The sequence below is a fragment of the Pseudophaeobacter sp. EL27 genome, from assembly GCF_900313025.1.
In the GTDB taxonomy this organism is placed as follows: domain Bacteria; phylum Pseudomonadota; class Alphaproteobacteria; order Rhodobacterales; family Rhodobacteraceae; genus Pseudophaeobacter.
In genome coordinates, this window is sequence record NZ_OMPQ01000002.1 from 191,690 (window position 1) to 208,417 (window position 16,728).

15 protein-coding genes are annotated in these 16,728 nt (G+C 59.2%); 8 read left to right on the plus strand and 7 right to left on the minus strand.

Features of this window, described 5'->3' with window-relative positions; translation table 11 throughout:
- Nucleotides 1-15: 15 nt before the first annotated feature.
- Nucleotides 16-1,299 carry an adenylate/guanylate cyclase domain-containing protein gene (locus ED661_RS01120; protein WP_254054730.1) on the minus strand — a complete coding sequence of 428 codons (1,284 nt, stop codon included), beginning with the start codon at nt 1,297-1,299 and terminating at the stop codon, nt 16-18.
- A 13-nt stretch (nt 1,300-1,312) separates the two neighbouring features.
- Nucleotides 1,313-1,786, minus strand: a complete 474-nt coding sequence (locus tag ED661_RS01125) for a MarR family winged helix-turn-helix transcriptional regulator (RefSeq protein ID WP_122072114.1) — start codon at nt 1,784-1,786, stop codon at nt 1,313-1,315.
- Between the two features lie 70 nt (nt 1,787-1,856).
- Between ED661_RS01125 and hmgA the strand changes: the two genes are divergently transcribed.
- The 7 genes from hmgA (at nt 1,857) to maiA (ending at nt 8,942) form a co-directional block, all read left to right on the plus strand.
- Entirely contained in the window at nt 1,857-3,212 is a 1,356-nt protein-coding gene (gene hmgA, locus ED661_RS01130; RefSeq protein WP_122072115.1) for a homogentisate 1,2-dioxygenase, read from the plus strand.
- A 118-nt stretch (nt 3,213-3,330) separates the two neighbouring features.
- Complete coding sequence (gene fahA / locus ED661_RS01135) at nt 3,331-4,590, plus strand: fumarylacetoacetase (RefSeq protein WP_122072258.1); 1,260 nt, start codon at nt 3,331-3,333, stop codon at nt 4,588-4,590.
- Between the two features lie 66 nt (nt 4,591-4,656).
- The gene (locus tag ED661_RS01140) at nt 4,657-5,607 is read left to right on the plus strand and encodes an MBL fold metallo-hydrolase (protein ID WP_122072116.1); all 951 of its coding nucleotides are present in this window, start codon (nt 4,657-4,659) and stop codon (nt 5,605-5,607) included.
- A 215-nt stretch (nt 5,608-5,822) separates the two neighbouring features.
- Entirely contained in the window at nt 5,823-7,436 is a 1,614-nt protein-coding gene (locus tag ED661_RS01145) for an FAD-dependent oxidoreductase (protein ID WP_122072117.1), read from the plus strand.
- Nucleotides 7,437-7,441: 5 nt separating this feature from the next.
- On the plus strand, nt 7,442-7,654 hold the full coding sequence (locus tag ED661_RS01150) for a DUF2783 domain-containing protein (RefSeq protein WP_122072118.1): 213 nt from the start codon (nt 7,442-7,444) through the stop codon (nt 7,652-7,654).
- Nucleotides 7,651-8,193: a VOC family protein gene (locus ED661_RS01155; RefSeq protein WP_054460068.1), complete on the plus strand. Its 543-nt coding sequence runs from the start codon at nt 7,651-7,653 to the stop codon at nt 8,191-8,193. The genes ED661_RS01150 and ED661_RS01155 overlap by 4 nt, the downstream gene beginning before the upstream one ends.
- A 107-nt stretch (nt 8,194-8,300) precedes the next feature.
- Entirely contained in the window at nt 8,301-8,942 is a 642-nt protein-coding gene (gene maiA, locus ED661_RS01160) for a maleylacetoacetate isomerase (protein ID WP_122072119.1), read from the plus strand.
- A 7-nt stretch (nt 8,943-8,949) separates the two neighbouring features.
- Here maiA and ED661_RS01165 read toward each other — a convergent pair whose 3' ends face one another.
- Entirely contained in the window at nt 8,950-9,873 is a 924-nt protein-coding gene (locus ED661_RS01165) for a DMT family transporter (RefSeq protein ID WP_122072120.1), read from the minus strand.
- Nucleotides 9,874-9,960: 87 nt separating this feature from the next.
- Nucleotides 9,961-12,123, minus strand: a complete 2,163-nt coding sequence (locus tag ED661_RS01170) for a Hint domain-containing protein (protein ID WP_122072121.1) — start codon at nt 12,121-12,123, stop codon at nt 9,961-9,963.
- 305 nt (nt 12,124-12,428) lie between these two features.
- On the opposite strand from ED661_RS01170, the gene ED661_RS01175 reads away from it, so the two are divergent.
- Nucleotides 12,429-13,187, plus strand: coding sequence for an aspartate/glutamate racemase family protein (locus ED661_RS01175; RefSeq protein ID WP_122072122.1), 759 nt, complete (start codon nt 12,429-12,431; stop codon nt 13,185-13,187).
- A gap of 83 nt (nt 13,188-13,270) precedes the next feature.
- Here the strand turns inward: ED661_RS01175 and ED661_RS01180 are convergent, their stop codons facing one another.
- From ED661_RS01180 to ED661_RS01190, 3 genes are read right to left on the minus strand one after another with little or no spacing between them, the layout of a single operon-like run.
- Nucleotides 13,271-14,551 (minus strand): ABC transporter permease, encoded by a 1,281-nt coding sequence (locus tag ED661_RS01180; RefSeq protein WP_122072123.1) that lies wholly within the window; start codon nt 14,549-14,551, stop codon nt 13,271-13,273.
- Nucleotides 14,548-15,468 (minus strand): ABC transporter permease, encoded by a 921-nt coding sequence (locus ED661_RS01185; RefSeq protein WP_122072124.1) that lies wholly within the window; start codon nt 15,466-15,468, stop codon nt 14,548-14,550. The genes ED661_RS01180 and ED661_RS01185 overlap by 4 nt, the downstream gene beginning before the upstream one ends.
- Before the next feature lie 11 nt (nt 15,469-15,479).
- A complete protein-coding gene (locus tag ED661_RS01190; protein WP_122072125.1) occupies nt 15,480-16,592 on the minus strand; it encodes an ABC transporter ATP-binding protein in 1,113 nt (370 codons plus the stop codon).
- Nucleotides 16,593-16,728 lie beyond the last annotated feature (136 nt).

A 16,728-nucleotide genomic window follows, 5' to 3' on the forward strand; every position in this document is an offset into this window, starting at 1 on the left:
CCTTGCAAGAAGGCGCTATTCCGCTGCCTCGTCCATATAGGGTGTAAGATCAGAGATCACGCCATTGGGCCGGTAAATGGTAAAGAGTTCGATTGGCTCACTGACGCCGCGCAGCATGTAGCGCCCCAAGGACACCATGTCATGGGCATCACCGGAAATCGCGCGCTGAACCACCGAGGAGAAAATCAGGTTCTGGCCAACCGAACGATGCATGCCGGCAATCCGCGCCGTCTGGTTGACAGCCGGACCAATCACTGTGAAATCCAGCCGGTTTTCGGCCCCGATATTGCCATAGAGAATGGGCCCCGCATGCAGGGCCAGCGTCCAGTCCGTTATCGGCAGGCCCTGCGCCAGACGCTCCTGATTGCGCAGGCCAATATTGCGACATAGCTCGGCAGAGGCAGCCAGAGCCGCCTGTGAGTCTTTTTCAATGCTGCCGAGATTGAACATCACCAGCATGCCATCGCCCAGGAACTTGAGAATGTTGCCGCCATGCGCTTGGGTGGCGGCCACGGCAATGCCAAAATAATCGTTCAGCATCTCGATCAGCTCCGGCCCTGGCAGCTCTCCGGCCAGGCTGGTGAAGCCCTTGAGGTCGAACAATCCAATGACCGCATCTATCTCGCTGGAGGAGCCCCGCTGGAATTCCCCGGACAGCACTCGCTGGCCCGGATCACGCCCCAGATAGGTTTGCAACAGGTCACTGGCCATCTGCCGGTTCGACATGGATTTAAGCGCAAGCCCCAATATCGGATACAGCGACTGGATCAGAGCGCGATCCTCGGCCGAAAAACCCTCTGGGTTGTCCGTGGTCCAGGAGGTCAGCACCCCTTCGGAGGGCGCGTTGGGATCAACCGGCGCATCATCGTCCGTGAAGCGCAGGGTCAGCGCAAAATACTCAGTGGCGCCACGTGCCTTCAGCTCCTCTAGCAGGGGGAACTGCGGGGGCACATTTGATGTCAGGTCAAACTGCAGGCGCTCCAGCCCCTGCTCCAGCATCTGATAGAACGGGCTTCTGAGCCAGGCCTCCCGCGGGGTTTCACGACGCTCATAATGTTCGTGACTGATACCATCAGACCGCGTCCAATTGTAGCCAATGCCGCCGAACTTGGGGTGAAAGGCCCGTTGCGCCAGATGAAACCGCCAGAGCGGCACTCCCATCTCCACCAGCTTTTCACAAAAGGTATTGAGCAGATCCTGACGGCCAGAGCTGCGCAGCCCCTTGTCGATCATCCAGGGCACCAGCGCTGCTGCTCTTGCATCCAAACAATCCATCGCCGCGTCGCCTTTCTCTGCCATAGCTGCCAAGCCCCTATTGCTGGCCCTGTTCCAGCTCCCTGGATCTGGGCTCCTCTATACCAGCCAGCTGTCGCAACATGCGCCGCAACAGCGCCACCTCTTCAGGCGTGAAACGCTCTGCGAGCTGCGCATCATAGCTTTGTGCCTGGTCTCGCAGATCACGATAAGCTGCTTCGCCCGCCGGTGTAAGACGCAAATGCTCTGAGCGGCGGTCCTTTTCATCGCGGTTGCGAGAGACGAATCGGCGCGTCGCCAATTTGGCCACGGCGCGGCTGATCTTGGTCTTGTGGATCTTGGCGCGCTCACCAATGTCCTTTGCCGTCATCTGGCCAAAAATCCCCAAATGAAACAGCACTCTCCATTCATTGCGCAGCATACCATAGCGATTCTTATAGTGGGCCTGAAACTCCAGCGAAGAATCCTCGGCTGCACGGTTGAGCAGGAAGGGCAGGAAATCCTGCAGCGAAAAATCATCTTTTTCAGTCATGGCGCTCTCCTTTCCCTTGTTAGTTACAAAAACAACTATTAATTCCGCAAGCAGAAAAGGAGCGCGCGACATGAATAAAGCTGCTGATCCCCACGAGATGATCCAGGCCCCCTCCCTTGCCGGCCCGCACGAGGGCTATATGCCTGGCTTTGGTAATGACTTTGAATCCGAGGTGCTGCCAGGGGCCATGCCGCAGGGCATGAACAGCCCGCAGAAATGTAACTACGGTCTTTATGGCGAGCAGCTTTCCGGCACCGCCTTTACCGCTGACCCGCCTGAGCGGACCTGGTGCTACCGCATCCGCCCCAGCGTGAAGCATTCGCACCGTTATACCAAGATTGACCTGCCCTATTGGAAATCCGCGCCCCACGTGGACCCGGATGTGGCCAGCCTTGGCCAGTATCGCTGGGATCCAGTGCCCCATGACGGTCAGGCCCTGACCTGGCTCACCGGCATGAAGACCATGACCACCGCAGGCGACGTGAATACCCAGGTGGGGATGGCCAGCCATGTCTATCTGGTAACTGAGAGCATGCAGGACGCCTATTTCTTCTCCGCCGATTCCGAATTGCTGGTGGTGCCACAGGAAGGCCGTCTGCGTTTTGCCACCGAGCTGGGTATCATTGATCTGGAACCGCAGGAGATCGCCATTATTCCCCGCGGGCTGGTCTACCGGGTTGAAGTGTTGGAAGGCCCGGCGCGTGGTTTTGTTTGCGAAAACTACGGTCAGAAGTTTGAGTTGCCGGGCCGTGGCCCGATTGGGGCCAACTGCATGGCCAATCCCCGCGACTTCAAAGCCCCGGTGGCGGCCTATGAGGACCGAGAGATACCCTCAACCGTGACCGTCAAATGGTGTGGCCAGTTCCATGAAACCAAGATCGACCAGTCGCCGCTGGATGTGGTGGCCTGGCACGGCAATTACGCGCCCTATAAATATGACCTGAAGACCTATTGCCCGGTTGGGGCCATCCTGTTTGATCACCCGGACCCCTCGATCTTTACCGTGCTCACCGCGCCCTCTGGCGTGCCGGGGACGGCCAATATCGACTTTGTGCTGTTCCGCGATCGCTGGATGGTGGCAGAAAATACCTTCCGCCCGCCCTGGTATCACAAGAACATCATGTCCGAGATGATGGGCAATATCTACGGTCAGTACGACGCCAAGCCGCAGGGGTTCATTCCCGGTGGCATGTCGCTGCACAATATGATGATCCCGCATGGACCGGACAAAAACGCCTTTGAAGGCGCGTCGAACTCCAACCTCGGACCTGAGAAGCTGGAAAACACCATGTCCTTCATGTTCGAGACCCGCTTCCCGCAGCATCTGACCGAATTTGCCGCCAAGGAAGCCCCCTTGCAGGATGACTATATCGATTGCTGGAGCGACATCGAGAAGAAGTTCGACGGCACGCCTGGTATGAAATAACAAAGAGATAAGAAGGGGGCGCTGCCCCCTCTGGGCCCCACAGGGCCCATTCACCCCCGGAATATTTTCCGGAAAGATGATAATGAGGCCGCAAGTGCCTCGCATGATTGGAGGCACTATGCCGCTTCTGAAATCCTGGGTTGCTTCGGCCAATGACGCCGCACATCCTTTTCCGCTGAACAACCTGCCCTATGGCGTTTTCTCCACCGAAGACAGCGATCCGCGCTGTGGTGTCGCGATTGGCGATATGATCCTGGACTGTCAGGCCGCCGAAGACGCAGGCCTGCTGCAACTGGCGGATTATCCGCTGTTTGAAGTCCCCTTCTGGAACGAAATGATGGAAGAGGGGCCTGCGGTTTGGGCCGCCCTGCGCGCCCGTCTGACGGCACTGCTGGCTGAAGGTGCTGCTGAGCAGGCCAAGGTGGAGCCCCTGCTGGTTGCCCAAGCGGATGCCGAGCTGCACATGCCGATGGCAGTTGCGGAATATACCGACTTTTATGCAGGTATGCAGCACGCCAAAAACATGGGGGCAATCCTGCGTGGCTCGCCAGATCTGCCTGCCAACTGGCTGCACATCCCAATTGGCTATAATGGCCGCGCCTCTTCCGTGGTGGTGTCGGGCACCGAGATCCTTCGTCCCAATGGCCAGACCAAGGCGCCGGACGCTGAGATGCCGTCGTTTGGGCCCACCAAACGCCTGGATATCGAGTTGGAAATGGGTGCAATCGTTGGCACCGGATCTGAATTCGGCCAGCCGATCACCGTGGATGAGGCCGATGCCATGATCTTTGGCTATGTGTTGTTGAACGACTGGTCGGCCCGCGACATCCAGGGCTGGGAATACCAGCCACTGGGCCCCTTCCAGGGCAAAGCCTTCGGCACTTCGATCTCGCCCTGGATCGTCACCGCCGCAGCGCTGGAAAGCTTCCGCGCACCAACGCCTGCGCGTGAAAAAGAGCTGCTGCCCTATCTAGATGGCAGCAAGGACGGTTTGTATGACATCGAGTTGGAAGTTTTGATGCAGCCCGAAGGGGCGGCGGCGGCCACCTCGGTCTCCAAGACCAACTACAACCGGATGTATTACTCGGCGGCCGAGCAGCTCTGCCACCACGCCATTGGCGGCTGCGAAATGAACACCGGGGATCTTTTGGGGTCTGGCACCATTTCCGGGGCGGAGCGCTCTGAATATGGCTCCCTGATGGAGCTGAGCTGGGCCGGGCGTGAGCCCTTTACCCTCGATACCGGCGAGACACGCGGCTTTATCGAGGATGGCGATACCCTGACCCTGCGCGGCAATGCGCGTGGTGATGGCTTCACCATAGGCTTTGGCGATTGTGTGGGCAAGATCCTGCCCGCCAAAGCCTGGCCGGCAAAGTAAGTCGTAGCACAAGACTGATTTTTGAAGGGGGGGCGCCCCCCTTCGACCCGACAAAAGGATAGAGACATGGCCAAGGCCTTTGCGTCCCAAGGGGACATGAGCGAAAAGAAAATCACCTTTGATGAGATCGGTGAGGGGCTGTATGCCTTCACGGCAGAAGGCGATCCCAACTCTGGTGTGATCATTGGCGACGATTCCGTGATGATCGTCGAGGCCCAGGCAACACCGCGCCTGGCCAATAAGGTGATCGAATGCGTGCGCTCCGTCACCGACAAACCGATCACCCATGTGGTGCTGACCCATTATCATGCCGTACGCGTTCTTGGGGCCTCGGCCTTTAATGCGCAGCAGGTGATCATGTCGAATGCCGCCTACAACATGGTGCTTGAACGCGGCCAGGAAGACTGGGACAGCGAATTCCAGCGCTTCCCGCGCCTGTTTGAAGGCCACGAGAGCATTCCCGGCCTGACCATGCCAACCACCACTTTCAGCGATGAAATGACCGTGTTCCTGGGCAAACGCCGGGTCAACATCAAGCAGATCGGGCGCGCCCATACGGCTGGTGACGCCGTGATCCATGTGCCGGATCAGAACGTCATGTTCACCGGGGACATCGTCGAGGATCACTCGGCCTGCTACTGTGGTGATGGGCATTTTGCCGATTGGGGCCAGACCCTGGACAATATCAAGGCCTATGAGGTGGACGCAATTGCACCCGGTCGTGGTGGCGCTTTGGTTGGCAAAGAAGCGGTGAACCGCGCCATCGAGAGCACCCGTGATTTTGTGCAGAGCACCTATCTGCCCGCCGCCCGTGTCGCGGCACGCGGTGGATCGCTGAAGGAAGCCTGGGACGCGGTGCGCGCCGAATGTGACCCCAAGTTTGCCGATTATGCCATCTATGAGCACTGCCTGCCCTTCAACGTGGCCCGCGCCTATGATGAGGCCCGTGGCATTGCCCATCCCCGCATCTGGACCGCCGAGCGCGATCTGGAAATGTGGGCCGCCCTGCAGGGCTGATACCCCATTGAAAGCCCCCATAGGTCCGGGGGCTTTCAGACCACGCTGCTAACCCAGCCGGTCACAAACCCGGGGCGCCTTGATCCAGATCGTGCCGCCCCAGCAAAACATATGAAACGATGTGAACATCCTCCCGGCAGGTCGCGCTTGCCGGGAAACAGAGAAGCTGTGCCGATCAGGACCTCCGGTTGGCACCCCCTTTGGGAGGAGACCAGATGAACAAGATCTTTGAAGTCCCGATGTATCCTTATGCCCGTCATGAGGATCAGGATGCCGGAACGCCCGTGCGCCGAAAGGTGGTGGTAATTGGCGCAGGCCCTATTGGCCTCGCGGCTGGCATTGAGCTGGCGCAGGAAGGCGTCGAGGTGGTGATCCTTGATGAAAACGATAAGGTGAGCTTTGGCTCCCGCGCCATCTGCTTTGCCAAGAGACCACTGGAAATCCTTGACCGTCTGGGCTGTGGCCAGCCCATGGTCGACAAGGGCGTGCTGTGGAACAAGGGCAAGGTCTTCTTTGATGACCGCCAGGTCTATGACTTCAACCTGCTGCCGGAAGAAGGCCACCAGCGTCCCGCCTTTATTAATCTGCAGCAGTATTATTTTGAAGAATATCTGGTCAATCGGGTGCACGAGCTGCAGGAACAGGGCGCCCCGATCGAGATCCGCGGACGCAACAAGGTTTCGGCCATTGGCACCCATCCCGATCACGTGACGCTGGATATCGACACGCCAGAAGGCTCCTATAACCTCGAGGCAGATTGGATGATCGCCTGTGACGGTGCTGGATCCCCCACCCGGCGCATGCTGGGGCTGGATTTTGTAGGCCGCGTCTTTGAAGACAACTTCCTGATTGCCGATGTGATCATGGAGGCCGACTTCCCGACCGAGCGTTGGTTCTGGTTTGATCCGCCCTTCAACAAGGGCCAGTCTGCCCTGCTGCACAAACAGCCCGATGGGGTCTGGCGCATTGACTTGCAGCTGGGTTGGGACATCGACAAGGAGCGCGAGAAACGCCCCGAAAACGTCATCCCGCGCCTCAAGGCAATGCTGGGCGATGAGGTGGAGTTTGAGCTGGAATGGGTCTCGATCTACACCTTCCAGTGCCGCCGAATGGAGAAATTCCGCCACGGTCGCGTGTTGTTCGCCGGCGATGCCGCGCATCAGGTCTCGCCCTTTGGTGCCCGGGGGGCCAACTCGGGCCTGCAGGACACCGACAACCTGATCTGGAAGCTGAAACTGGTGATGGAGGGCAAGGCCCCCGAAAGCCTGCTCGACAGCTACGACCAGGAACGCGTTCACGGCGCTGATGAGAATATCCTCAATTCCAGCCGTTCCACCGATTTCATCACGCCAAAATCGGAAATGTCCCGTCTGTTGCGCGACGCGGTTCTGGACCTGAGCGAGCATCATGAATTTGCCCGGCCTCTGGTGAACTCAGGCCGCCTGTCGGTGCCCTGTACCTATGATGGCTCAACCCTGAACTCAGCTGATGCGCTGATGGACGGTCCGGCACGCAGCCGTCCCGGCTCTTCCTGCCCCGATGCACCTTTGGGGGATGACTTCCTGCTGCCCAAGCTGGGCAATACATTCATCCTGCTGACCATTGATGCTGATGCACCGGATGAGATCGAAGAGGCCGGTATCACCGTCAAACGGCTGGCGCTCTCGGTCAAGGACGACAAGACCCTGGCTTTGAAGGAGCGGTATCTGGGCAGCCATGACAGCGGCGTCTATCTGATCCGCCCGGATCAGCATGTCGCCGCCCGCCGTGCCTCTTATGATGACAACCAGTTCCGCGCAGCGATCCGCCGCGCCGTGGGTAAGGAGTAAGCCAGATGCCCGATACCTTGATCCTGAACCCGAATATCAACGGCGCCGATGATTTCTATGCAGATCTTCTGGCCGCTCATGAAGGCCGCGACAAGGCAGACAGCGATGCGTTCAACGCCCGTCTGCTCTTGGTGCTGGCCAACCACATCGGAGACCGCGCGATCCTGAAACAGGCGCTGGCTGCTGCCGCGCTCACCAAAGAGGAGGACCCCTCGTGAAAATCGAACAAATTCACCACGTCGCCTATCGCTGCAAAGACGCCAAACAGACCGTCGAGTGGTACAACCAGATGCTCAAGATGGATTTTGTCCTGGCGATCGCCGAGGATCACGTGCCATCGACCCATGAGCCCGATCCCTACATGCATATCTTCATGGATGCGGGCAACGGCAACGTGCTGGCGTTTTTTGAGCTGCCAACAAAGCCGGAAATGGGCCGTGATCCCAACACCCCGATCTGGGTGCAGCACATCGCCTTCAAGGTGAAGGACCGCGAGACCCTGATCGAATTCAAAGACCACCTGGAGGCCAATGGCGTCGAGGTTCTGGGTGTGACCGACCACTCAATCTTCCACTCGATCTACTTCTTTGATCCCAACGGTCACCGGGTCGAGCTGGCCTGCCCCGATCCCAAAGAAGAGGCGCTGCTGGAGAAGCTTGACGCGGTGAAATGGGAGATGCTGGAAGAATGGTCCAAGACCAAGAAAGCCCCCAAACATGCCGATTGGCTGCATGCCAAAGAGCTGAGCGACGTCTGATATCGGGCCCGCACGCCGGCAAATGAATTGACAGCAAATGGGCAACCGGAGAGGCTTCGGTTGCCCATTTTCCCCATGTTAGACCCTTATCTCAGGAAAGATCAGTGATGCACGACACCGTTCTCTTCGACTATTGGCGTTCCTCCGCCAGCTACCGCCTGCGCATTGCGCTTAATCTGGCTGGCATCGACTACCAGTCCATCAGCATTGATCTGGTCAAAGGCGAACACAAAAGCCCCGAACATCTGGCCCGCAATCCGCAGGGGTTTGTGCCGGTGCTTGATATCGACGGGCTGCGCATGACCCAGTCCCTGGCCATTCTGGACTATCTGGATCAGACCCGCGATCTCGACCTGTTACCAAAGGACCCTGCCGCGCGGGTTCAGGCTCAGGCTCTGGCCCATGCCATTGCGGTGGATCTGCACCCGGTCTGCAACCTACAGGTGGCCAAACACGCGACCCAGATGTCCGGTGGCGCCGAGGGCATGCCGGGCAATTGGATGGTGCATTTCATCCGTCCCGGGCTTCAGGCCTTTGAGGCCCTATTGGCGGGCTATGACCAGAGCCCCTATTGCACTGGCGATACGCCAGGTCTGGCGGATATCTGCCTGATGCCGCAGCTGTACAACGCGCGGCGCTGGGGGGCTGAATTTTCGGACATGCCACGCATCACTGCTGTTGAGACAGCCTGCGCCGCACATCCGGCCTTTGCCAAGGCTCACCCCGATGCGGTGAACCCCGCCGCCTGACCCAAAATCAAGCCTGCCGCTTGCCCAGCAGCATTCTGGGCAAGCGGCCATCGGTCACGACCAATCCCAGCCCGATGATCACAAAGCCGATAAAGGCCTCCGTGCCCAGCTGCTCGCCCAGGAACCCTGCCCCGAGGGCAACAGCCACTGGCGGGATCAGCAGGGTCACCAGCATCAGATTGGCCGAACCGGCACGACGCAGGATCTCAAAATACATCAGATAGGCCAGCGCGGTCGACAGCACGGCAATGCCGATCAGGGCGCCCCAGACGTCAATGGAGAGATCAAAGCGCGGCAGGCCCTCTACATAGAGCACCAGCGGCAGCATCAGCACCGTACTGCCGGTCACCATCCCCAGCGCATTCATCAAGGGCGGTTGCCCGCCGAGGAACAGTTTCCCCCAGACGCTGGCCAGCGCATAGGAAAAGGCCGCTGCCAGCACCGCCAGCTGCGCCAGATTTCGCGGATCCAGCGAGGTCAGCGCCGCAGGCCCCATGATTACAGCCACGCCAAGAAAGCCTAGACCAGCCCCAATCAGTTTCTGCGGCGTCAGGGGCTCATCCTTCAATAGCAGCCCCGCCACCACCGCGCCAAACATTGCAGTTGTGCCATTGAGGATCGAGGCCAACCCGCTTTCGATCTGGGTCTGCCCCCAGAAGATCAGCGAAAAGGGAATGGCATTGTTCAGCGCTCCCATCCCAAGGTAGGCCCTCCAGATCTTGGCACCGCGCGGGATCGCAATACCTTTGAGCCGCACCACCAGAAACAACACAGGCAGCGCCAGCGCCACGCGAAACAGGGTGATGGTCAGAGGCGGCAGCTCACGCAGGGCGATTTCGGCGAAAAAGAACGATCCCCCCCAGACAATCGCCAGAGCTGCCAAAAGCAGGCCTGAGGAAAGATCAATTGCAGGCGAAGAGGGTGCGGCCATGGGGGGCTCCTTGAAACAGTCCCCCTGTCCTAGATCAGCGCGGTTTTACAGACGACCCGTTTCTTGCGCATATCCTAGAGGCTGCCCCTAAAACCCGCCTGTGCCCGCGGCCATCTCCAGCAAGATTTCCGTCTCAAAGGCTTTCAGTGCAGGCCGAGCAGCAGCAAAGCCCTGCGCTGCAATCTCTGCCTCAGGAAACAGGGCCAGCAGCTCTTCCCGCTGTGCAACCCCCATGCCGGACAAGGTGAGATCACCGGGTTGGAAGCTTTCGGTCCAGGCGCCATTGGCGCGGATGATTTCGTGGCGGTCAAACATCAGGTGGATATAGGTGACCGCCTGCGGGTAGGCGCGCTGCACGCTACGCTCGTTCACCAGATTGACTGCGGCGGCCAGCACCTCTGGCTCGCCAAACAGCATTTCCGCATGGGCGCTGCTCAGCAGCATTCTATGCTGCGGCGATACCAGCAGATCCTGCTCCGGCAGCCCCTCGCCCAGGGCACCCGCTACAATTCGCACAGGGTTAAAAGCAGACCGTGCCGCCAAATCTGCGGCCTGTAGCTCCCGCGTGCCAATCCAGCGCACGGTTTGGGCGCCGTGATCCAGGGTCATCACCTGATCCCCCACCACGATCTCTTCCACCGCGACCTCGCCCTGCGGCGTCAGAATCATCGCACCGGGGGTGAAACAGGCCACGGTTTCTTCGATCACCTCTTCGATGTTTTCAAAGGTCAGCGTGCCGGTGACAGTGCCATCAGCATCGAGGAAATCGACCGTGCCGGCCTCGCCATCATCGGGGTCATAGGTGACCCGGCTGCGCCCCATTCCGCGCAGGTCGAGCACGTCGTGGTCATCGCCGCCTTCGCCGCCATCAACGCTATCGCCCGCGCCGCCATGAAACAGGTCGCGGTCATCGCCACCTGACAGGGTATCGGCCCCGGTGCCGCCCGTCAGCGTATCATTGCCACTGCCGCCCTTGATACTGTCGGCGCCGCTGCCCCCGTCCAGCGCATCACCACCGCTGCCGCCGTGCAGCGTGTCGCGGCCACTGTCGCCAAACAGAGTGTCATCTCCAACGCCGCTGTTCATGCGGTCATCGCCACTGCCGCCCTCGCCATAAAAGGAAGACCCGGCTGAGCCACCATCGAGGATGTCATTGCCCTCATCCAGGTAGATACTATCCGAGCCCTCATGGACGCCAATAAAGGCGAGGTCATTGCCAGCCCCACCGTGGATTTCATCATTGCCCTGGCTGCCGGCCAGAAGGTCATTGCCCTCACCGCCCCAGACCGTATCGGTGCCCATGCTGCCGATCAGGGTATCGTTGCCCTCTTCGCCATAGATCAGATCATCCTGATCACGGCCAAAGACATGGTCATCGCCGGCGCCCGCATAGATCAGGTCGTTGCCATAAAGCCCTTCCAGCTGGTCGTTGCCATCGCCTCCGTAGAGCGTGTCGTCGCCCCAGCCACCGCGCAGGGTGTCATCCCCTTCGCCGCCCTCAACATAATCGTCACCATCCCCGGCCTCGATTGAATCATTGCCATCGCCCGCGAGCACTGTGTCATTGCCGTCACCGGCCTCGATCACATCATCCTGCGATCCATCCAGCGCGTCGCTGTTATCAACCCGGTCCCCTTCGGGGTCGCCCAGGTAGTCGACGTCAATCAGATCATCGCCACCGGTTCCTTCGACGATGTAGTTGAGCGCCGGCGGGATGGTGAAACTGAGATCCGAGATCCCGGCGCCCCCCGACAGCGCAGCATCGCTGCCATTATCATAGGTGACAGAAAGTTCCGAGATCGGCCCCACCAAGCTGACGCCGATAGTATCAGCCGAGCTGCCCTCAGCCTCGATCGTGACAGAGCCATCCGGATTGATGGTCACGCTCTGATGGGTCAGACCCGTCAGGCCCGCAATTACCTCGGCAGCCGGGATCAGGGTGCCAGAGGCATCCAGGAGGCGCAGGGTGAATTTGTCGTCATAGCTGCTGCCGGAAGAATTTACATGCTGCAGATCAAAGGACAGATCGGCAACCGGGTTGGAGAAATCAAACCGCGCCGTGATTGGTTCGCTGATGCCAAAGGCGCCAAAATCGGACACCGCATAGCCCGACTGGCTGGCATCCCAGGCTTTTTCAGTGAATGTGCCGGTGACGGTGGTGCTATGGCCATCCTCAGACAGGGTTGTATTACCGCTCGCGGCAGTACCATTGATCCCAGTCAACCAGATAGCATTGTCCAAAACAGCCATGACGACCCTGTCCCTAACCTGCGGATACGGCGTTGGGCCAAGGAGGGGCCTTGCCGGGAATCCGCTTCAATTCGCTAGTCCTGACATAAGAAAGCGTTAACGACTCGGCCCAACTGCGGTGAAGACAAGGCAGGTGAGGGCAAAACTGTGACGTAACTGTAAAGTTGTCGAGATGCGGTCGGCCCAGACTCTGCTGCGGCTGCCAATACGCGGACCTGAGACCAGGCCTCGCAGCTTGCCCCTTGCGGAACTGCGCATTGTCGGCAAAGGTCGCGGCAGTTTTAACCTCGCAAGGAGCCCGAGGCATGAGCCATTTCCCCTATAGCCTGACCGGTCCCATCGGCTCTGCGGCCACGCTTGGCCTGATTGCCCTGCAGGTGGACGAAACCATCGAGCAGGATTTCCGCCGCCTCTTTGTGGCGCGGGATGTGGCACTCTACGTCAACCGTATTCCCTCGGGGGCGGAACTCACGCCCGATACCATTGCCCAGATGGGGCGTGACCTGCCTGCAGCTGCCGCCCTCCTGCCGCAGGCTGCCGAGTTCGACGCGGTGGCCTATGGCTGCACCTCCGGCACCACGCTGATCGGTGTGGACCGAGTACGCGAATTGGTTCAGGGCGCGGTGAACACCCGCCATGTTGCCCAACCGCTCAGCGCCACATTAGCAGCTTTTGCAGCGCTTGAAATCTCCACAATCGGGCTGGTTTCACCCTATATAGACACTGTTTCCGGCCCCATGCAGCGCACGTTTGAGGCTGCGGGCTATGGGGTTCCGGCCATGGTCTCCTTTGGTGAAGAGGTCGAAGCCAATGTGGCGCGGATAGATCCCGCGTCGATCCATGCGGCAGCGCTGGAGGTCGGATCAAACCCAGAGGTCGAGGCGGTGTTCCTCAGCTGTACCAATCTGCGCACGCTGGATATCATTGCGGATCTGGAGCAGCGCCTGGGCAAACCGGTGGTCAGCAGCAATCAGGCGCTGGCCTGGCACATGGCGCGGCTCTCTGGTGCCCCCCTGGCGGAGGATGCACCGGGTCTTTTGTTTTCCAAACCTCTGAAGGCCTAGATCAACAAAGCATCTGCAATAGCAAACCCCGCCCGGCATTTCTGCAGGGCGGGGTTTTTCTTGTAATCAGAGGCTGTGCAGGATCAGTTGCCCGCGCCCTCACTCTCCTCTTCACTGTTCAGGCTGCTGGGCGCAAAGACACCGCCAAAACCAGAGTTGTTACCCTCGTCTTCGGCTTCAGTCTCTGCTTCGTCTCCACTCAGCGTGCTGGGGGCAAAGACGCCACCAAAGCCAGAGTTGTTATCCGCAGGCTGAGACTGGGCCGGGGTGGTCGTGCTGCCCTGCTCTGCCTCTTGCTGCTGACGGCGCAGCTCACGCTGGCGCTGCAACTCCTGAATGCGCAGCTCTGTCTCCAGGCGCTTTTGCTCCTGAACATCTGCGATACATTGCTGCGGACTATAGACACTCGCTGTGCCAACCACGGTCACCGTCGCACAGGCCACAATCACCAAGGCAACAGCCGCCCAGTTGGAGCTGAGGAACCCTGGCAGTTTGAACTGGCCTGAGCTCAGCTCTTCCACCGTGGCCTCCTTGCGGGCCTCGGCCACCAGTTCTTTGCGGCGGATATTGGCCTCGTTGAACAGAGCAGCAAAGACCGTGAGCAACACGATGATAAAGGCCAGAGCCGAAATCGCCGGGGTGATGCCGTAGCGGACCTTTTGTGCCAACTCGATCGTCAGGGTTGGGTATTCGCCAAAGGTGAAGGTGGTGGTGTTGTAGTTCTCAAAGCTCGCCAGGAAGGCCAGCACCGCAGCAGAGGCGATGGCGGGCTTCATGAAGGGCAAGAGCACCTTGCGGAAGGCCTGCGCATGAGAGGCACCAAGATCCAGTGCCGCCTCGGTCAGCGCGATGTCATAGCGCTGCAGACGCGCCACCAGCACCAGCATGCAGTAGCTGGCGATAAAGGTCGACTGACCAATAACCGTCAGGAACAAGCCGTTGGACAGGAAACTGTCTGCCCCCAGTCCAACCATCCGGTTGATCCGGTCCCAGAACACCAGTGTCGAGATACCAATGACCACACCCGGCACCAGGATCGGTGCAATGATGATGGTGTAATAGGTCGCCCGCAGTTTGGGCCAGATCTGGGTCAGCATCAGCGCCCCAGCTAGACCCATCGCCACCGACAAGACAACAGTGCCAGCGCCCACCAGAATGGAGTTCTTGATCCCGTTCAGGATCCGCTCATCCTGAAACAGCGCCGAGAACCATTCAAAGGTCAGGCATTCCCAGGGCGTCGCCCGCGGAAACTCTGGCGAGTTGAAGGCGGTGATCGACATGATCACCAGAGGCCCAAGCAGATAGGCAAAGAAGACCGCCAAATAGATCCAGATGCTCAGGCGCATAAATGAGAGGTTCTTCATTTGCCGATATCCCCCATGTTCACCTTGAACAGACGCATCACCGCCAGCACCAAGAGGATACAGGTCACCAGCAGCACCACAGCATAGGCCGCGCCCTGTGGCCAGTCAGAGTTGTCGTTGAATTGCTGATAGATCAGCTGAGTAAACCAAAGCGACGAAGGCCCGCCCAGGATCTGCGGTGCCGCCAGTGCCCCAGCGGACAGCATGAACACCATGGTACAGCCAGAGCTGATCCCCGGTTTGGCATAGGGAATGACCACCCGGCGATGAATCATTGGCCAGCTGGCCCCCATGTCACGCGCCGCCTCGATCTGATTGCGATCCAGGCTTTCGATGACATTGTAGATCGGGAAGATCATCAACAGGATATAGGCATAGCCCAGACCCGCATAAAGCGCGATGTCGTTGCGGACAAAGTCAAAGGGCGTGTCAAAGATCCCCGCTGCCACCAGCAGGTTGTTCAGCACCCCGGTTTCACCAAAGATGATGCGCAGCGCAAAGGCCCGCAGGATCTCGTTGATCCAGTAGGGAATGATCAGCATCAGCGCAAAGATACGGATGTGATTGCCCTTGGTCTGGGCCAGGTAATAGGCGATCGGGTAGCATAGGATCAGGTTGAAGATGGTGACAAAAACCGCCGCGATCAGGGTGCGGTAAAACACCTTGAGATCAACCGCGTTATAGTCCTGGCTGCCGCCTTCGGGGCCAAAGACCAGATATTTGTAATTCTCCATCGTGTAGACGTCTTTTGGCCCGCCGATCTCAGGTGGTGGCAGGTTGGGGCGGAAGGAGAAATCCAGCATCGACAGCTGCGGCAGGATGATCAGACCGATGGTCCAGAACAGCACCAGCCCCAGCATCAGCGAGCCGATGCCCAGGCCGTTGCGGTCAAAGAATTCTTTCAGGAAACGAGGCATTGCCACACCTCCTATTCGGTGGCCAGATCGCCAGCGGGCAGGGCCACAGCGTTCTGGACATCATATTGCAGGGTCATCGGCTCACCCTTGTGGCTGTCAAATGACTGGCCGAGGTTGGGCAAGGAGACCTTCATTTCCTTGCCGCCCTCGCCCTCCATGAAGATGTTGAAGGTATTGCCCTCAAATTCCTCATTGGTGACGGTGGCGGTGACAAAGTGATCGCCTTGGGTGCCGACCGGAGCCAGGGCAAAGGCCTCGGGGCGGATGAACATCATGGCGTCATCGCCCGGTTTCATCTTGCCTTGGTTGGCCGAAGAGATCCGCGCCAGCAGATCGCCCGAACGATTGGTCGAGATCATCGCAGTATCGCCATTCACCTGCTTCACGGTGCCGCGGAAAACATTGTTTTCACCAACAAAGGAGGCGGCAAAGGCGGTTGACGGATCGTTGTAGATGGTCTTGCCATCGCCGATCTGGTCGATCACCCCGGCGCGCATCACCGCGATATTATCCGACATGGTCAGGGCCTCACCCTGGTCGTGGGTGATATAGATAAAGGTAATGCCCACCCGCTGCTGAATTTCGCGCAGCTCGGTGCGCATGTGCTGGCGCAGTTTCAGATCCAGCGCCGAAAGCGGCTCATCCAGCAGCAAAACATCGGGTTCGGCACAAAGCGCGCGGGCAATGGCAACCCGCTGACGCTGACCACCGGATAGCTCAGAGGGCAGCTTGTCGCCCTGCCCCGGCAGCGCGATCATATCCAGCAGCTCATCGGCGCGCTTGCGACGCTCCTTGGCCGAGGCACCCTTGATCTCCATCGAGAAGGTGATGTTTTCCCAGACCTTCATCAGCGGAAACAGCGCCAGGTTCTGAAAGATCAGCGCGGTGGGACGTTTGTTCGGGCCGATGCCCTTCATATCATTCCCGCCAATCAGGACCTGACCTTCGCTGGGGTCCAGAAACCCGGACACGGCGCGCAAGATCGTGGTCTTGCCGCAGCCCGAAGGACCAAGGAAGGAAAAGAAATCGCCCCCCTTGATATGCACATTTGCGTCGCGCACGGCGACAAAATCTCCAAAGCGGATCCAGAGGTTTTCAAGATCTACGCCGACCCCAGCACTCATGTGGTCTCTCCTCAGCTCGCACCTTTTCTGCCCGGTGGAGAATACCCCCGGCGCAAACAGGCTGCTCTGTTCATTCTGATGTTGTTAAAACGCGCCATACATCGCGGCATGGCGCGGGACTGGCCCCCAAAACCAA